The organism is Siphonobacter sp. SORGH_AS_1065 (assembly GCF_030818595.1).
In the GTDB taxonomy this organism is placed as follows: Bacteria; Bacteroidota; Bacteroidia; order Cytophagales; family Spirosomataceae; genus Siphonobacter.
In genome coordinates, this window is the sequence record NZ_JAUTAM010000008.1 from 79,224 (window position 1) to 97,945 (window position 18,722).

16 protein-coding genes are annotated in these 18,722 nt (G+C 42.9%); 11 read left to right on the forward strand and 5 right to left on the reverse strand.

What is annotated here, in order from left to right; genetic code table 11:
• Positions 1-41 precede the first annotated feature (41 nt).
• From QE390_RS22910 to QE390_RS22935, 6 genes are all read left to right on the forward strand, one after another.
• A complete protein-coding gene (locus QE390_RS22910; RefSeq protein ID WP_307144059.1) occupies positions 42-2,789 on the forward strand; it encodes a DUF5695 domain-containing protein in 2,748 nt (915 codons plus the stop codon).
• Between the two features lie 207 nt (positions 2,790-2,996).
• Positions 2,997-3,674 carry a hypothetical protein gene (locus tag QE390_RS22915; protein WP_307144060.1) on the forward strand — a complete coding sequence of 226 codons (678 nt, stop codon included), beginning with the start codon at positions 2,997-2,999 and terminating at the stop codon, positions 3,672-3,674.
• Positions 3,675-3,685: 11 nt separating this feature from the next.
• Entirely contained in the window at positions 3,686-4,351 is a 666-nt protein-coding gene (locus QE390_RS22920; RefSeq protein ID WP_307144061.1) for a hypothetical protein, read from the forward strand.
• Positions 4,330-5,133 carry a sensor histidine kinase gene (locus QE390_RS22925; RefSeq protein ID WP_307144062.1) on the forward strand — a complete coding sequence of 268 codons (804 nt, stop codon included), beginning with the start codon at positions 4,330-4,332 and terminating at the stop codon, positions 5,131-5,133. The genes QE390_RS22920 and QE390_RS22925 overlap by 22 nt, the downstream gene beginning before the upstream one ends.
• Positions 5,134-5,138: 5 nt before the next feature.
• Positions 5,139-5,792: a response regulator transcription factor gene (locus tag QE390_RS22930; protein WP_307144063.1), complete on the forward strand. Its 654-nt coding sequence runs from the start codon at positions 5,139-5,141 to the stop codon at positions 5,790-5,792.
• A gap of 91 nt (positions 5,793-5,883) precedes the next feature.
• The gene (locus QE390_RS22935) at positions 5,884-6,102 is read left to right on the forward strand and encodes a hypothetical protein (RefSeq protein ID WP_307144064.1); all 219 of its coding nucleotides are present in this window, start codon (positions 5,884-5,886) and stop codon (positions 6,100-6,102) included.
• A 463-nt stretch (positions 6,103-6,565) separates the two neighbouring features.
• Here the strand turns inward: QE390_RS22935 and QE390_RS22940 are convergent, their stop codons facing one another.
• Positions 6,566-8,926, reverse strand: coding sequence for a glycoside hydrolase family 127 protein (locus QE390_RS22940; RefSeq protein ID WP_307144065.1), 2,361 nt, complete (start codon positions 8,924-8,926; stop codon positions 6,566-6,568).
• 256 nt (positions 8,927-9,182) lie between these two features.
• Between QE390_RS22940 and QE390_RS22945 the strand changes: the two genes are divergently transcribed.
• Entirely contained in the window at positions 9,183-10,643 is a 1,461-nt protein-coding gene (locus tag QE390_RS22945) for an APC family permease (RefSeq protein ID WP_307144066.1), read from the forward strand.
• Between the two features lie 67 nt (positions 10,644-10,710).
• On the opposite strand, the gene QE390_RS22950 is transcribed toward QE390_RS22945, so the two are convergent.
• On the reverse strand, positions 10,711-11,643 hold the full coding sequence (locus tag QE390_RS22950; protein ID WP_307144067.1) for a putative 2-dehydropantoate 2-reductase: 933 nt from the start codon (positions 11,641-11,643) through the stop codon (positions 10,711-10,713).
• Between the two features lie 83 nt (positions 11,644-11,726).
• The gene (locus QE390_RS22955) at positions 11,727-12,293 is read right to left on the reverse strand and encodes an SHOCT domain-containing protein (RefSeq protein WP_198555187.1); all 567 of its coding nucleotides are present in this window, start codon (positions 12,291-12,293) and stop codon (positions 11,727-11,729) included.
• 228 nt (positions 12,294-12,521) lie between these two features.
• Between QE390_RS22955 and QE390_RS22960 the strand changes: the two genes are divergently transcribed.
• Positions 12,522-13,412: a cyanophycinase gene (locus tag QE390_RS22960; RefSeq protein WP_106636151.1), complete on the forward strand. Its 891-nt coding sequence runs from the start codon at positions 12,522-12,524 to the stop codon at positions 13,410-13,412.
• 766 nt (positions 13,413-14,178) lie between these two features.
• Here QE390_RS22960 and QE390_RS22965 read toward each other — a convergent pair.
• Both QE390_RS22965 and QE390_RS22970 read right to left on the reverse strand, forming a co-directional pair.
• Positions 14,179-14,778, reverse strand: coding sequence for a cysteine hydrolase family protein (locus QE390_RS22965; protein WP_307144068.1), 600 nt, complete (start codon positions 14,776-14,778; stop codon positions 14,179-14,181).
• 53 nt (positions 14,779-14,831) lie between these two features.
• Positions 14,832-15,488, reverse strand: coding sequence for a recombinase family protein (locus QE390_RS22970; protein WP_307144069.1), 657 nt, complete (start codon positions 15,486-15,488; stop codon positions 14,832-14,834).
• A gap of 497 nt (positions 15,489-15,985) precedes the next feature.
• Between QE390_RS22970 and QE390_RS22975 the strand changes: the two genes are divergently transcribed.
• The 3 genes from QE390_RS22975 to QE390_RS22985 all read left to right on the forward strand — a co-directional run bounded on the left by QE390_RS22975 (position 15,986) and on the right by QE390_RS22985 (position 18,664).
• Positions 15,986-16,552, forward strand: a complete 567-nt coding sequence (locus QE390_RS22975) for a hypothetical protein (RefSeq protein WP_307144070.1) — start codon at positions 15,986-15,988, stop codon at positions 16,550-16,552.
• Between the two features lie 182 nt (positions 16,553-16,734).
• The gene (locus QE390_RS22980) at positions 16,735-18,135 is read left to right on the forward strand and encodes a hypothetical protein (RefSeq protein WP_307144071.1); all 1,401 of its coding nucleotides are present in this window, start codon (positions 16,735-16,737) and stop codon (positions 18,133-18,135) included.
• Positions 18,116-18,664: a hypothetical protein gene (locus QE390_RS22985; protein WP_307144072.1), complete on the forward strand. Its 549-nt coding sequence runs from the start codon at positions 18,116-18,118 to the stop codon at positions 18,662-18,664. Before QE390_RS22980 ends, QE390_RS22985 begins: the two co-directional genes overlap by 20 nt.
• Positions 18,665-18,722 lie beyond the last annotated feature (58 nt).

Consider the following 18,722-nt stretch of genomic DNA (forward strand, 5'->3'; position numbering starts at 1 on the left):
GTCTTCCGGGGAAATCCTAACCCGGAAGACTTCCCCCCCTTATGACTACTGCTACCTACCTAAAAAAGCACCGGGGTCTGTTGATCGCTGGGTTACTAAGTATTACTCAACTGAGCTGGGCTCAGCAATCGCCTTGGAAAAAGCTGGAGGAAAAACCGTCCACGCTTCATCTGGAGCAGGGGTATCAAACCTTTGCTACGCCGGAGCTGGAACTAAAGCTGGTAAAGTCTTCTCAGACGGTGGCAGGTTTACATCCGGTCAGCGAGAAGAGTTTCGACTTTACACCAGGCGATCGACTCAAAGTGCGTAGTGGTGACGGACTGTATCAACTGGGGGATATTAATCTTCGCCTGAAGGTAGGGAATGAGTGGAAATCGTTCTCTTCAGCGAGCAAACGTTCAGCAGTAAAAGCATTAACGCCAAAGTCTAAACAGGTCTGGGCTTTAGCGAATCTTTCGCCTAGTTTTCCTTCTGATTTCCCCCTGGAAATTCAACGTTCCTGGGAGCCAACGAATGGAGGCGTAATCCTTCGCTTTCAGATCAAAAATCCCGGTAAAGAAGCGATAGAACTAGGTTCGTTAGGTATTCCTCTGATTTTCAATAACATTCTGGAAGGAAATACGCTCGAGCAGGCTCATGCTCGAAACGTCTTTTTTGATCCCTACATTGGGGCCGATGCCGGATACTTACAGGTAGCTCGTTTGCATGGCAAAGGGTCGGTATTACTGGTACTACCCGAAGGAAACACGCCATTTGAGGCCTATAACCCTTTGCTTGATGATCCTACGCCGCGAGGAATTGTCTTTGAGGGTTTTCATGAATGGATGATTCATAGTAAAGCTCACGCTGAAAAAGATTGGGCGAAGGCTCAACCCTGGAATACCGCAACTTCCGTTACGTTAAAACCCGGCGAAACGAAAAGTTATGGTCTGAAATTGGTACTGGCTCCCAGCATTCGGGAGATTGAAAAAACGTTGATTGCTCATAAACGTCCGGTTGCGGTAGGAATTCCGGGTTATGTGGTCCCACAAGACGTAGAAGCAAAGCTGTTTTTGCAGCATTCAAGTAAAGTAAAATCAATGGAAGTGGAGCCTGCCGAAGCTCTAAGCTGGCAATCCATTCCCTCTCAAAAGAAGAATCTTCAGAGTTACCTGATTCGGGGTAAAAAATGGGGACGTGCTCGCTTAACCATTCAGTATCAGGATGGATTGAAGCAAACGATCCATTATAAAATCATTAAACCAGAAAGCGAAACCATTGCCGATTTTGGGAATTTCCTAACGACAAAGCAGTGGTTCGAAGTACCTAAAGATACATTTCATCGAAGCCCATCGGTGATTAGCTATGATTACGAAACCAAGCAACAGGTAACGCAGGACAGTCGAGCCTGGGTAGCGGGCCTGAGCGACGAAGGCGGAGCTGGAAGCTGGCTCGGAGCGACCATGAAACAACTCGTGTTGCCCAAACCTGAAGAAGTACAAAAGCTGGAACGTTTTGTGAATGAAACCCTGTGGGGAAACATTCAGCATAAAGAAGGCCCCTACCAATACGGCGTTCGGAAGAGTCTGTTTTATTATCAGCCAGATTCTATGCCTCCCCATACCTACAGCCCGACGGTGAACTACAAAAGCTGGTCGGCCTGGCCCCATAAAGAAGCCGAGTCACTGGGACGTTCGTATAACTACCCGCACGTGGCGGCGGCTCACTGGGTATTATACCGATTGCAGCGAAATCATCAGCACCTGGTAAAGCAGGGGAACTGGAAAAGTTACCTGGAGAATGCCGCTCAAACGGCTCTGGGCATGGTGAAACTTGCTCCTTATTACGCTCAGTTTGGTCAAATGGAGGGAACCGTATTTTATCTGATTCTGAAAGATTTAAAACGGGAAGGATTAACGGAGCTGGCCGCCGAACTGGAAAGCACCATGAAAAAACGGGCCGATCTCTGGCGTTCGCTGGAGTATCCGTTTGGTAGCGAAATGCCCTGGGATTCAACGGGTCAGGAAGAAGTTTACGTTTGGTCGTATTACTTTGGGTACCGTGACAAAGCGGAAGTTACCCTTAATGCGATTCTAGGGTACATGCCAACCATTCCTCACTGGGCTTACAATGGAAATGCCCGTCGCTATTGGGACTTTTTATACGGCGGAAAATTGTCTCGCGTGGAGCGGCAGATTCACCATTATGGTTCTGGACTCAATGCCATTCCAGTGTTAATGGCGTATCGCGATCAGCCGGATGATTTTTACCTGCTACGCGTCGGCTACGGTGGATTGATGGGAGCTATTGCCAATATCACCGAAGATGGGTTCGGCCCGGCGGCGTTTCATTCCTATCCCTCTACGCTGGAAATAGATGCTTTGTCCGGCGATTATGGTTGTGGATTCTTCGGCTATGCGGTTAACACCACATCGTACTTAACGCAACATCCCGAATTGGGATGGCTGAGTTTTGGAGGTAATGTCAGTCAGCAGGGGAATGAAGTGATACTCAAACCCACCACGGCGGCCCGGTCGAATGTGTATCTTTCACCCATTGGACTTCAGGTTAGTCTGGATGCCGGAATGATTGAGCAGGTTGCCTACAATTCAGTAACTAAAGCAGTAAAAATTCGATTACAACCTGCTTCCGAAATTACACCAACCGCCTACCTGCGACTGGAATATCCAGCCCAGAAAAAATCGCAGAGGTATAAATTACAGAAATCCTATCCTCAGGAACGGGAAGCCTTTGCGATTCCTCTGAAGGAAAATGCACTGGAGCTAGAACTGATTCCAAACCCGAAGTAACACGGATTTATTAGATAACTGTATGAGTCGTTAACATTTGGTTATGAATAGATTACCTATGGCTGCGAGAGCAGAAGCTTATCCAGGTCTGTACCTATTCAAAATCTGCTTGTTAAACAAAAGAATAATCTTGAGGTAAAACAGCGGATAATGGACTCAAATAATTACTTATATTCGCCCATTATCCGCTGTTTTACTCATAAGATTATGAATGTCCACACTATCACCGAACAAGTATTCAAAACCTGGACGTCCGACTGGAAGACCCTGGAAACTGAAATCGACCATTTCTCCTTTTTTGCCAACGAAACCAGCATCCAGACGGGAGTTGTTCTGAATCAGAAAACCCTGGAGTATCTGCTTTCTACGCCTGGTACGAGTACCATTAAAATCAGATTCGGGTTCTCGAAAGAAGAGGAAAACTTTTTTCAGGTCATACTCTGGGGAACGGATGAGTTAGAGCAACGAATCACCCCTTATTACCACGCGAAGGACCCAATTTTTGAGAAGCGTCCCGATCAATCTAATGGGGGACAAGTTCCGGCAGAGTTACAAAAGCAATGGCGGTTTTACTGGCTTACCAAAGCGAATGATAATCTAATCAGTGCTTGTAACTTCCAGGTACCCCATGGATTTTTGAAAGGGTATAACTATGAACTGGAAGAATTCATGGAAGCCCTTCTGATTGACCGAAAGGCGACAGATGTACGTATTAATTTCGGACTTCATGAACACCTCAATGCTTCTTATCAGGAAGGAGATCCAGCCATATATACGTTTGGTTTGCTATTACGTGCAGAAACCGATATTCAGCAAACAGGTGATGACGACGATGATGACGGGTATTTTGATTTAGTTAGTCCCTGTCCGCCGACTTGTAAATAGGATATTGTAAAATGCATTATTCTGTACAACAGATTGTAATCTTATTTGTATCTGTACCTATTTTGATAGCTGCCATTACTGCTGGAATTCGATTCAAGTGGGCAAGTGGTTGGGTTAAAGTTTTATGTTGCATCCAGTTTTTTGCAGTTGCTACCCAGACCTATTCGTATATTTTATGGTATAGGAAAATAACTAATCTATTTCTATATCCCATTTATACGATCATTGAAGGTGGCTTGTTCATTTGGATGTATAGTTTGATGCTGGAATCTGCCTGGTTACAGAAGGCAAGAGTCTGGTTGATACTGCTACTAGCTGTGGTCGTTGGTAGTAAATATCTTAAATTAAACTCTTTTCAGGATTTTATCAATCACAACCTGATTGATGGTTTAAGTCGGGTCGTTGAGGGAGGAATCGTTATCGCGTTAGTAATTGCTTACTTTTTTAAGTTATTCAGAGAAATAAAGACTCCTTATATCCATCAGGAACCCGCTTTCTGGGTTTCTGGTGGGTTACTCATTTATTTCTCCTGTACGATTATTCTGTATCTATTCGCCAATTTCGTTCGGAGGTATTCTCAGGAATTTAACCAATCGTTCTGGGTGCTTCATGCGGCCCTGAATGTTTTGTTGTATTCAGCTTACTCAGTAGCCCTATGGAAGCTCCCCAGGAAGTAGCGTTTACTTATCTTCTGCTGGCGGGGATTGGAGTAATGTTCTTACTGGCACTAACCGTCGTTGTTTTTGTTCTGGTTTACCAGCGGAAATTCTTTCAGCAGCAACGGGAGATGCACCAGCAGGAAATTCGCCATCAGAAGGAAATTACCGAAGGGATCGTTCAGGCTCAGGAAAATGAGCGGGAACGCATTGCTCAGGATTTGCACGACGAAGTGGGGGCTTCGCTATCTGCCGCCCGGCTGTTTATCAATCAGATTCAGTACGAAGAAACCCTGCCGGATATGATCGAACTTGCCGAACAGGCTCATGGCGTTCTGGGAACGCTGGTGCAGGAGGTTCGTCGAGTTTCGCATCATCTTTCTCCGCTGGTAGTCGAAAAACTGGGATTTACCGGGGCTTTGCGAGCTTTATTCCAGCAACTGGAAGTCAACGGACTACAAATCACGCATTCATTTCAATTTCAGGAAGCGGCCCTTTCCCATGAACAACAGTTGGCTCTTTACCGCATTGTACAGGAAGTTTCAGTAAATATTATTAAGCACGCTGAGGCTCAGCAGGTAACCCTGAGTCTGACTCAGGAATCCGGAACGCTTCGTCTTTGGCTGGAAGACGACGGGAAAGGATTCGAGCACTCGAAAGAGTCGCCCGCCAGTGGCATTGGCCTAAGCGGAATTAGAGCCCGGGCCAATTTTTTGAATGCCAAACTCGACATCAACTCTGCTCCCGGACAAGGAACTCGTGTAGAAATGCTCATACCTTTGCAGGGCGTGAAACTTAGTTAGTATGTATGGAAAATCGTAGACTAGCTCTAGTTGATGATCATCAGTTATTTCGGTTGGGAGTCGCCCAGATATTAAAGAAATTTCCGCAGTACGAAATTGTCTTACAGGCCAGTAGCGGAAAAGACTTATTTGATCAGTTACCTACCAATCCTGTCGATGTAATCCTGCTGGATTTACACATGAAGGGGATGGATGGGGAAGAAATCAGTCGGATTTTACTGAAAGATTATCCCGAAATAAAAATCATTATTCTGTCTATGAGTTACTCGCAGGAGCACATTATGAAGCTCATGCGGGTAGGCGTTCACGGATATTTACCCAAGGATATTGACCGCAATACGCTCGTACAGGCCATCGAAGACGTCAGTACGCGGGGGTATTACATGAATGACGATACCGCTCAGGCATTGCGTCAGGGGCTTCAGCATCCCGAAGACTCCGCTAAAAAAACGACCGGCGAAGGGCTTTTGACGGGTCGGGAAATGGAAGTACTGGAATTGCTATGCCAGGGATTAAATACCGCTGAAATCGCTGACCGCCTCTTCATTAGTTACCGCACCGTAGAAGGGCACCGGAAAAATTTACTCGAAAAAACGGGATCTAATAATTCCGTAAGTCTGGTGGTGTATGCCATTAGAAACAAACTCTGGACGGTATAAAACCGGATTGATCTTCTGAAAACCAACAGCCGTTCAATGAAGAACGACTGTTGAACCTAATCTATTAAAGGGAGGGTTAATTCTTCGGGCTATGCGTTTAATAGGCAGCTTTTTGAAAAGCTCAAACGCTTCTTTTGACGACAACTTTTACGTCAGTATCAACGAAAAAGGAAACCGCGTGTCTCCTTTTATTTCCTTCAGTGGTTTAGGCATCGCTCGTTCGCGATACACGGGTTTGGGTATGAAATGTTGGGTTCGTAAATACAGGAATCTTGAGCAATGGGAGTTACGTTTCATAGTACCGGGATAAGATTTAATGAATTAAACTTAGCGGTGATATATAGAGCAGATTAAAACCGGAATCTGAATTAATCTGGAAATCAAGACAGCTAACGTTCGACGACTTTAGTTCTGGGACCGCCATCCACATCATTAAAGAGCCTGCCGCTAGCTGTCTTTTCTTTCACAGATTGCACAACACACAATAGAGCCTTATTTCGCTCCCGGAATTGTGCCGGGTTTAATTAAAGGCAGTGGGTTAATCCTAATACACAAGCGTAAAATGAACCGGGAGGCATTTAATTGCTAGGCGTTTCTTTTACAAAGGTCTGAAATGAGAAAAGGTAATAACAGACCGTATACACGTGTTCTTCAAAACAGGTGTTTTTTGGGGGGTAGGAAAGTGGAATGTATGGAGGAGGAATTTATGAAGTAAACCGTTGTTCCCCAGTGCATAAAAAAAGGGATACTTTGTGAAGTACCCCTTTTCGCTATTAATCTTTCAACATTCGAATGCCGTAGACTGGCCCCGCCTGATTGCCTTTTTTCGCCTGAAACTTGATCGTAACCGACCTTTTTCCCGTAGTTAATTCCTTCGGTAGCTCATAAGAAATTTCGTAAAAGCGACTTTCCTTGTATTTATTAACATCTTCGCTGGCAATGGTTTTCCCGTCCACCAGAATATCAAACTGCCGACCCCGGTTATCCATGCCCCAATAAGTAGCAACCAGCGTATTTTTTGAATTAGGGTCTGTTTTCATCGTAAATTGAAAAGATCCGCCCTCATTCGCTACCCGGAACTTACGCGTGTGTGATTCACCCGTTTCGAGATTTTCCCCTGAGAAGTCATGATCCCGCTCGGGTTGCATTTCACCAACGCGGAGGTTATCAACGGTCCGAAGTTCCAGTTCGCGGGCTTGTCGGCGTTGCTCTTCGTAGCGTTTCTGCTGCTCCTGCCAGGTTTTACTGGTAAATACATCCCAATACACGCTATAATGATCATCCTGTAACGCATAAAAAGGTTGCAGCGTCAGCGTTCCCGGGTTACCCAATCGACTTGTCTGAAATTCCAGTGGTTTTCCGGTGGATTTGATGTATCGGTTAGGATCTGAATCATTACTGACCACAACCGGAATCCCCACCGCCGGATCGGTCTCTTGGGGCCCCAGATTTCCTGCCAAAATTAATGGACCGTAGAAATACGCTTTACGGTCGGGATTATCGGGCATGGCGACGGTGTAAAGTTTGCTCGGCAAGCTCACTTCCACTAGATCACCTGCGTTCCATTTCCGGTTAATCACCAGATAACCTTCCTCTTCTTTCAAGTCAGAAACGGGTTTTCCGTTGAGTAAAACCAGCACGGTCCCGGCCCAGTGCGGCTTGCGAATGCGGAGGGGTAACGAAATAGCTTTTTTAGGATGTAAGGTTAATCGAATGGAAGAATCGGCGGGTAACTGCGTTTCCATGTTAACCTGTAGCCCTTTTTCTTCCCAATTCAGTTTTGAAGGAATAAAGAGGTTCACGTATAAACTGCCATCCGCTCCTTTAAAATAAATGCTTTCGTTGTACTTCACGTGGTTTTCCATGCCTGATCCCACACAGCAGGTAAAGTCGTGAAGACGGCTGCTGAACTGTTTTTTGGCCCCCATGCGAAGCGGTACGAAGTAACACATCATACCCGTCGTATGATTTTGCGAAGCCAGGATGTGGTTATACAAGCCGCGTTCGTAGTAATCCATGTAGTGAGCAGAGGGCTGTAAAGCGAACAAATGCCGGGTTAGTTTCAGCATATTGTAGGTATTACAGGTCTCCATCGTGTTTTCGGTCAGTTTTTCGTTCAACTGATCTGGCGTGCTCAGGTATTCGTAGTTACTATTTCCACCCGTGGCGTAGGAGTGGTGATTGACAACGGTATTCCAGAAAAAGGCCGCACTTTCATAATCTTCTTTATTCCCCGTCAATTCATAGCGACGAACCGTTCCGATGAGTTTAGGAATTTGAGTGTTTGAATGTTTTCCTGGTAAAATGTCCTTATGATGAGCCAGCGAATCCAGAATCCAGCGGTCGTGAAATTTATACGATAAATCCAGAAATTTTTTGTTTTTGGTCAGCGAGTAGGTATTTACCAGTAATTCATTCATCCCGCCGTATTCACACAAAAGCATTTTCTGAATTTGCTCGTCGGTTAGGTTTTTCAGTGTTTCGCCAACCCAATTTGCCATCCGAACGTTGATGTCCAGAGCTTTTTTGTTATCACAATACAGGTGAGCATCCAGTAATCCGGCCATTACTTTATGAACCGTATACCAGGGCGACCAGGCACCGTTCAAATCAAAGCCACGCGAACGAATATCGCCTTTTGAAACTTCAGCAAAGACGGTATCCTCTTTTGGAATAGCCCCGATATAACCCGTTTTACGAGCTTTCTGACATTCATCCAATTCGTCAATCATGTAATTGACTCGCTTCAGAAATTCTGGATCTTTCGTGTTGGCGTAATGCATGGCACAGGCCGACAGGTAATGCCCCAGCGTATGCCCAGCCAAACCCGAAGACTCCCAGCCGCCGTATTTTTCGGCTTTAGGTTTCAGGCCCGAGTGACTCCGAAATTCGGATAACAAGCGGTCGGGTTGAAGTTCTTTCAAAAAGTTAACATCCGCCTGCATCGCCTGCCGAAACGGACTGTCGAGTAACTCCACCTGACTTAACGGAAAAACATAGGCTTTCACAGGTACTACCGGCGAAACTTTGACTTTACTATTTTTCCATTCGGGGGCCAGTGATTGGCTCAAAGCACTTCCACTGACCAGAACAAGGGCCAGGAATAGCTTCGATAGTTGATGGTAAGCGTTCATGGATATAGGTTAGATCTTAAATTCTGAATGAATAAGAGCCGATTTAGTATCAAATACTATACTTTTTAAGTCCACCACAAAATTCGGATAAAACCTGATGCGGTTTTACGACGCTGATTCGCAAATATTAATACTATTCTAACGTGTAAGTAAATATTTGATTTTAGCTTATTTTATTTACATATATAGTCTATTAAGACTTATATTCTATGGCTTTTATTGAAAATTGCCGTATAAACTTCTATGATCTAATTCTATGGAAAATCTCAGCGAACCGGGTTTTAAACCACGCGTAACTCTGCTCGATGCCACCATGCTGGTAGCAGGGTCAATGATTGGCTCGGGCATTTTTATCGTCAGTGCTGAAATTACATCCAGCATTGGCGGGGCCGGTTATATGTTGCTGATGTGGGTTTTGGCCGGATTGGTGACCATCATTGCGGCTATTAGTTATGGAGAGTTAGCGGCGATGTTTCCGCGAGCTGGCGGACAATACGTGTATCTTCGGGAAGCCTACGGGCCTTTGGTCGGGTTTCTGTACGGCTGGGCTTTTTTCGCAGTTATCCAGACGGGTACTATTGCGGCGGTGGGAGTGGCTTTTGCCAAATTTGCGGCGTATGTGTTTCCGGCTTTCAGTGAAACCAATTACCTCTATCAAGGATCGCATTTTCAACTAACGGCGGCTCAGTTGGTGTCCATCGCCATCATTGTTGGATTAACGTATCTGAATAGTCGCGGGGTAAAAAATGGTGTCATCGTTCAGACGGGATTAACGAGTATCAAAATACTATCGTTGGTGGGATTAACTGCCGCTGGGTTAATCTGGGGAGCAAAAGCCGAAATCTGGGAACAAAACTGGCAACAAGCCTGGACGCTGGCTCAGTTAAGCCCGTCAAGCGACGGCGGCTTGCAACGAACCTTACTAACCGGATTGGCTAGTTGGGGAGCCATTGCCATTGCCATGAAGGGAACCTTATTTTCCAGCGATTCCTGGCATTCCATTACCGCCATCGCCGGAGAAGTGAAAAATCCTAAAAAGAATATTGGCCTGAGTTTGATCTTAGGAACGCTGATCGTTACGGTTCTGTACGTCTTGACTAACGTCATGTATCTGGCAGTTATTCCTCTGAAAGACATCGCTTTCGCTCCCAATGCAAGGGTCGGAGTCGTTGCGGCAGAATACATTTTTGGTCCCGCAGGAACGACCGTAATGGCGGTCCTGATCATGATTTCCACCTTTGGCTGTAATAACGGACTGATTCTAGCCGGGGCACGGGTGTACTACACGATGGCTCAGGATGGTTTATTTTTCCCCAAAGCTGGGAAACTAAATAAAGCTCAGGTGCCGGCGTATAGTTTATGGATTCAATGCGGCTGGGCTTGTCTGTTATGCCTAAGTGGAGAATACAACCGACTTCTGGCTCTGGTAATTTTTGGGGTGTTAATTTTCTACGTATTAACCATTGCCGGAATTTATATCCTGCGTATCAAAAGGCCCGATATACCAAGGCCTTATAAAGCCTGGGGTTACCCCGTATTGCCTGCCCTATACCTGATTATTGCCAGTACATTAGCTGTACTTTTATTAATCTTTGAAAGCGAATACACCCTTCCGGGGCTGGGTATTATTCTCGTCGGTATTCCGATTTATTACTGGATGCTGCCGCGAAAAAAATCCATGACTCAATCTTTTGTTGGTACCGAAGAAGAAAGGTAGGGAATTCATCTTCCTAAGGGGCGGCGGATCAGGCATTCGTCGCCTTTTTTAGTAGTCATTTACGGTATTACATTTCAGCCTGAGAGTTTCGTTGACGTTCCAGAAAAGTTAGCTGTTGGGCCAGCGTATCCACCCGACTCATGGAGTAACCCGCTGCCTGAGCCGCTGAAACGGGGTTTTCATAAATGTAGCGAATCTCCAGCGGACGACCCTGCTCAAAATCGAGTTTCATGCTAGGGGAATACGGTTGCATACGTTGGGTGTACGCCAGCATTTCGTCGGCGAAAGCTTCTGGAAGATGAATCCCGCAGGCATTAGCTCCGGCAATCACCTCCCGCATGATTTCTTTCGATAGCTGAGCCGTTTCCGGATTTCCCACTAACTGATCTGTAGTAGTATTAAGAATGACAGAAAGCCCATTGAATGGAATATTCCAAACCAATTTACGCCAGCGAATGAATTGTAAATCAGGAATGGTAACGATGGGTAAACCCGTAGTTTGAAAAGTGCTTACGACTTCCTCGAGACGATTCAAATCCGGGAGGTTATAGGAACCTAACTCCAATCGACCGTTATCAAAATGCCTGATTACACCGGGACTTACTTTGCTGGCCGAGACCCGGGCAATGCCTCCGGCGATGGAAACGCCCGGAAAGAGATCGGCCACGTCCTTTTCTACGCCTAACCCATTCTGAATCAAGATGACAAGACTATCTTTTTTCAAAAGGGGCGGTAATAAATCGGGTAATAGTTTTTCGTTCTGAATGCTTTTCAAACCCACCAAAATCACATCCGATGGAGGCATATCCGTGGCCTTCTGGTAGGCCTGAACTTTCGGAAGATGAAGCCCTCCCAGATGGGCGGAGTTAATTTGTAAACCATGTTCGTTGACCCAGTCGTAATCGGTATTCAATAAAAAGTGAACGTCCTGCCCGGCCCCGGCAAGCATTCCTCCGTAAAATCCACCAATTGCTCCGGTGCCAATGACTGAAAAAACCATAACTCTTTTTTAACATGAATGATTATCATTACAAAAGTAAAAGCCAGGTACTTGCAGCCTAGCTAAAAATGATTTTTCATCGGCTACTGATTCAGTAGTTTCTTTTTCTGCGTTTCAAATTCTTCTTTCGTCAGGACCCCTTCGTCCATCAGTTCCTTAAACTTTCGTATTTCATCGGCTACGCTAAAAGGCTTTGCCACGGGTGTTTGCAGATGAGAAGCATAGGGTTCGGGAAGCGTTACCTCGCCCGCCTCAATGGCATTGTCGAGTTCTACCCAGTAGTTCGTTAGGGTACCAATGCCAATTCGGGCAATGACTTGATAACCTGTCCGTTTAGAACCTCTCACTAACAAAGATTTAACTTTTGCCTTTTTTCCATTGGAGAAGGATGTAAGCCGCTCCCGTTCATCGCTGTGCTGATAGGCGGGCGTTTCGTAAATAAATGCAAAAAATTTATTGGGCATGGTTCCGTTGCCAAGGGTAATTTCTTCCCCTTCTTTTAAAACCCAGCCTGTTTTAGAGATAAAGCCCTCTTTACTTAAATGTTGCTCGATTTCGGCTTTCTTTAGGTTGTCATAATCAGGCCGCTCCTGAGCATAGGTCATTGTGAATACGAAAAATAGAAGTGTAAAAAGGCTGAGGTGTTTCATGGCGTTTGAGCATTGATTGAATGGTTAGAAAACTAAGCATGAATAAAAAGTCAGCCAAGTAATTGCGACGTTAAAAGTAGTTAACGATGGAAGTGAAAGGTAGGAACAGATGCCTGAAAGCAGGTAGAAGTATGCCTTTGGTCGCGGTTAACAGCAATTGAATCGCTCTTTACTTGGATGAACTGCCATTGAAAGGTAGATTTATTTATCAATCAGAATACCTTACCCATGCGTCAGATTTACTTTTTGTTATTTACTATCATCACCTGGTCTGCTTTGGCTCAGACGCCTGTTGTTATCAACGAAAAAAGTACCACTAGACACGGTCCCGAAAAAGGATCACTCCTCATCATTGGCGGAGGCAAAGTCGGCCCTGAAATCTGGAATACATTTGTGACATTAGCGGGTGGAAAGGAAAAGGCTAAGATTGTGGTGGTTACTGCTGCTGCTGGCGATGAAGAAGCGTTAAAACCTGAGCATGTGGAAAGCATCAGGAAACAATCGGGCGTTGCGAAGGTAACGTTATTGCACACCAAGAAGCTTACGGAAGCAAATAGTGAGGCTTTTATCGCTCCCTTGAAAGAAGCAACGGGCGTGTACTTCATTGGCGGAAGGCAATGGCGGCTAGCCGATTCGTACCTGAATACCTTGACTCATCAAGCCTTTTTTGAGGTGTTAAATCGGGGAGGGGTTATTGCCGGAAGTTCAGCGGGAGCGAGTATTCAGGGATCATTTTTATGGCGGGGCGATACCAAAGGGGCTCAGATTCTGGTCGGCGATCACACGCAGGGACTTGGCTTTTTAAAGAACTCCGCCATTGACCAGCATTTACTGAAAAGAAATCGGCAATTTGATTTAATAGATTTCATCAAAAATGCTCCCGAACTGATTGGCATTGGCCTGGATGAATCTACCGCCATTGTTGTTCAGCAGGATACTTTTGAAGTGGTAGGCAAATCGTATGTGGCGGTTTATGATTATCAAACGATACTAGGAAAGAGCCCTTCGCACGACTCTAATGCGAAAGAGAATTTCACCACTTCCAATGGTGGTTTTATTTTGCTGAGTGAAGGTCAGAAATATGATCTTAAAAACCGAAAGGTTCTGTCTAATCCTTAATAGAGATAGAAAAAGTGTGCTTTTCGGGCTAGTGAAGTCTTATTGGAAAAATGACGGATTTGATGGTAAAGTATTGATATATCCTTTAGGTGTAAAATAAGTACTCCCCGGATTTCATCCGGGGCTACCCATGTTCAACCCCGCTGGGGTTATGATTAAAATAGATTTATAAAGAAAACCCCGGAGGGGTTTAATACGAATAGCCCCGGATGAAATCCGGGGAAGCGAGTATAGTTAAAGAAATAAACGGATACGAGATAGAAGTCTTACGCCTGTGATTAACATAACCTTCCCGAGGCCAAGTACGCTCGCAAAGGTAATAAGGTCCTTCGCTTTGCTCTGGATGACAGACTTAGGGTATATGCGAATTCCTCTCTTCGCAGTCGCTCGGCTTTGCCGAGTGACGACCTAATATGTAGGCCGTTGGCCGTCTGAGGCAAAGAAAACGAATAGAGAGCGAAAGCCATGCCTAACCTAAAATGCTTTGGCAACCATCGGCGAAAGGAAATTACGTGGTAGAGTATACGCGAACGATTTTGATGAATAGAAATGTTAATGATCGCCTGTCACAACTGGATGGTTCATGAGCCTTGCCGGAAAACCGTTTCATCCGGCAAGGCTCATGAGCTTCTTAAGATTCTCTTCAACTGTATTAGGTGAGGAGCTCAAAACTATAAATAGACAACCCGCTGATAGATATTTCAAATTTCGTTCTACCCGATTACACCAGCTAATCAATACTTTTAATGTTTATTCGATGGAATAATCACTCCATTAATTGTTGCAAACTTAGTTTCGACGAAGGAGTGAGGTTAGCATGCACCGTTCGCTCTAAAAACGTGAGTGAATTTTGCGTATAGTCTTCGTTTCGGGCCGTGGTACAATCCGAAGGAACGTAGATTTCATAATCCCGCATGTACGCATCTGTTGCCGTAAACACAATGCAGGAATCGGTAGATATTCCCGTCAAAATCAGACGCTTCACATTGAAGTAACTTAGCAAGGTTGACAGTGTTGTAGCAAAAAAGGCGGAATGCTTAGGCTTAAGAACGAAGTAATCGTCCGCTTCGGGCCTGAGAATTTCCGCCAGTGCCTGCCCTCTTACCTGATCTTGAAGAACGTGGTCAATCACCTCATTGAAATCAGAACGCCAGCGACCAAAATTATCATTTGCATAAATAACGGGAATGTTAAGCTTTCGGGCTTGTTTCTTTAAATCCCGAATACATTCTGCAACCTGTATAGAAGTACCTACAAACTCTTCGCCTTCAGGAAATTCCAGATCATTAATCATATCAATAATTACTAGGGCGACAGGGCAGCTATCGGGTACATTGCCGTGAAGATCATTGTGTGGAACACTCATATGCTTACGGTGTTTAGCGTTGAAACTTACGTATAGTGTAAACGTTTCATACCTTATGTAAAACGTAGTACCAGCCGCTGCACCGTCATGGCATGGAACAATTTTCCCCTTCGAGTGCGAAAACCGTTATTATTCAATTTTTCAGCAATGACTGTGTAGGTGTGTCCCTGGGCTCTGTAGAGTCGGGCTAATTCGGCGGCTTGTCGGTTCGCCTGATGGGTTTTGGCATTTTCAATACGTAGCTCCCGGCCTTTGCTAATGGCTTCTTCCGTTAGGTTTTCGGGTTTACCCAAGGTAAAGCCTAACCGCTTCTTTTGCCGGAGGGCGTTACGGGTTCGTTCCGAAATCAACTCGCGTTCGTGCTGGGCCAACACGGCCATGATGCCAATGGTAAGCGTATTGGCATCGGGAATGTCGCAGGCCACAAAATCTACTTCGGCATTTCTGAGGGTAAAAATGAATTCGGCATTTCTGGAAAGCCGGTCAAGTTTGGCAATTAACAAACGGGCTCTTTTTTCCTTGGCAAAGGCAATAGCTGCTTTTAACTGAGGTCTGTCTGATTTTTTCCCTGATTCGACTTCCGTAAACTCCTCTAAAATAGTTTCGCCGTCACGCACGAAGCGGCGAACAATTTCCTGCTGAGCCGAAAGCCCTAATCCCGATTTTCCCTGAGAAACCGTCGAAACGCGGTAATAAGCAACGTATTGCATGGGGTGATAAGCAAAACTGATCGATTAACAACCCTAAAAGTAGTGATTTCCTGACGAATATAACGTTTTTTAAAGGAACCTTTGTAAAATGTTACAATCTGAAAGTAGATTCTAATCGGCCTTGAGAATGGGCTGTATTAAACTAACGCCGGAAATTTTACGTGAGATGGATTCTCAGAGCTATATAATCAGACTACTTCTTCTATCATTAAACCACTATTCTTCTAGAGTTAAGATACGTAAGGCATTCTATGTTAGGCGTCACAGAGAACAGCACTGTTTGGTAACTATGTTATAAATATAAATGGCAGATGGTACCCAGAAATAGCTATGTACAAAGAAGTTAGGGAAACGCTTCCGCTTCTCAACTAATAAAGATCTTAGTAGTTATGATTCGTAGTATGTAAGTTGTAGATAATTTCTAACTAAGCCAAAGTATAAAATTGATAATGGTAGAAATTTTACATCTTTAAGTACTACTTAGAATAAAGACAATTATGAATGTTAAACGAATAGTATTTATCCAAAGTATCATTCTATTGACGAGTATTAAAGCTTTTCCTCAAAGCAATGATCTCTATCCAGATTTTGAGATTTCATTGACAGAAAGCTTACATCAAAGTGAATTAAGAAAACCTATATCCTACTATTTGGGAAAATACGTATTTGTGACAGAAGAGATAGCTAAAAATTGTGAGACTCAATATGGCGAATTTAAATTTAGAGTGAATGAAAAAGGTATCGTAGATTCTCTTATTTTAAATGGAAATCTAAGACCATTCGTTGTTAAAAAAATAAGTGATCGTATTTGGTCTAGTTCTGGGCGGTGGAAATTTACTCACTTAAAAGAAAATCTAAAATCCTACTGGTTTACGTATCCGTTTTATCAGTTTGTTGACCCGGAGGCCTCAGGATGCTTTACTCGGGGTAATGCTTCTCAAACAAATCTTAAGTTAACCTATAATGTATTATTTCGATTACCTTACAATTCAAAAGGACTCTTGAAAATAAAAGACGGCTATTTAATTGAGCCAGGCTCTACGGAACCTTATAGTAAAAGGTAAGGAGTTTTGGATAACTATAAAAGTACTATTAGTAGTTAAATTGTATACATATGTTATACATTTTTAAATTGAACTACTATAAAGTAATGTTATTAGAATTATTAAAAAAATTATTAATAAGTATTTTTAGTGATTTTAGTTTATTGTATTTATAATTGAGCGATTTTTAACCTACCATTCATATGAAACATATTAATTACTTTTTTATTTCCTGCATCATTTTACTTTTATCCTGTAGTAAGAATTCTGAATCTTTGCTTTCTGAGCATTCAGGCCCTTTAGATGTTAACTCTGTGAAGGAATGGTATAATAAAATAAATAAGGGAACGAGAAGTAAATCCATTTTTAGTAAACTAACGCCTGACTGGAAAAATGCTGCATCAATAAGATTTGAAAAACAGGAAAAATATCTTCTTCAAATACCATTCATACAAGCCGTTGATCAATACCGTGTCTATGAAGATACTCAAGTAGTAAAATTACCCCAACCACAATTAGTCATCTACTTTGATGACCATGCAAAAGAGTATAAATCTGGAATATTAGAAGTAATACCAGAATATAATTTTTACAAGAAACACAGTGGTAGTGTTTACCGAAAAGATTTTACAGGTGAATGGTACCTAAGAAATAGTGACGGAACTGCCATAGAAGGTTATAAATATGAGAATGGCAAAATTATTGCTAAACTTTCTGTTGGTAATAATAGGGGAGGACGTGCTAATAGTGGCGGGTGTGAATGTAAAAGACGAGCTGTATTTTCTGCTGGCTGCCAACTAGGTAATTCGGTGATAGTTATTGCTAAGGAGTATATCAGTAATTGTGATGAACCAATAATTCCACAATGGACGTTTGAACCTGGTATGCGATGTGATAATTTTCAAATTATCGAGGGGCCTCGAGAGGATGTTGTTTGTTGGAGTGAACCTGAAACTCCTACTGATCCAAATAACGGAGGAGGAGGTGATATCAATGATCCTAGTCAACCTAATTGGAAATGGTACGAGCAGCCAGGAGCATTTATTTTTGATATTATAAACAATCTAAACAATGAGTGTTTTAAAAGTGTACTTGGCGACATGCTTAATGCAAGCTTTAAAAGTGAAGTGCAAATAATATTAAGAAATTTTAAAGAAGCAGGAACTAGGGAAATAACTTTTGCCGAAGGGATTTTAGAAGATGGCACAGATGCGGATGAAATTCCTACCAATGCTACTTCTAGTCAAATTACTCTTAATTCTAGTGATTTGGCGTACGCTTCCGAAGAATATATTGCAGCTACCATTTACCATGAGGTATTACATTCATATTTAAGAGATACCGGTATATTAAGAGATACACATCATAATTTGATGGCAAATAATTTTGTTATTCCTATGGCTGATGCGTTAAGGGGATTATTCCCAAATTTAAGTCAATCTGATGCTGAAGCATTAGCTTGGGGCGGGTTGCAGGAAACCACTGCTTGGAAGGAATTTGAAAAAGTAGATCTGATGAGAACAAGAGCAATCGCAATAGTGAATCAGCAATACAAAAACAAAAAAAATTCTTATAAAAAACAACATGGCCATTATTGCTCCTAAACATTCATTGATAGCATTGCTATTCACTTGTTTTTTTATACTAGCTTGTTCCTGCACTTCTCAGGCACAGAAATACCCAAAATCTCCTACAAAAATTAGTTCTGTTAATCATTTATCACATTATTTTCAAAATATACAACTACCTTTCAATATACAACATGGTAGCTATAATTATGAGGATTATCTATTAGTTAAGTTTAAATATTCAAAGAATTATCAAATTGACTCCTTATTGATAGAAGGTAGTACAATGGATTCAATTTTAGTTTATATAAAACAAAAAGTAGCAGAAACTTCTCATCTTATAAATAAGAATCGTAAAGATGAAATTAATATAGACTACTCAAAATGGTATTACTTACCTATATACGCTGATGCTATTACCAGCGATAATGAATTTGCAAAAATCAAACAAAAAGATTTATACTTTGCTTATCAAACCATAAACATGTTATTTGATAAAAATGAATTCATCGAAAAGGAAAACTATTATCTACTTAGGCCTAAGTATTTCTCAGTAATTAGGTAATAGTATAAGGTTATTTATAGAAAAGGAATGACTATTTAATTAACAATTAGGTAGTCAT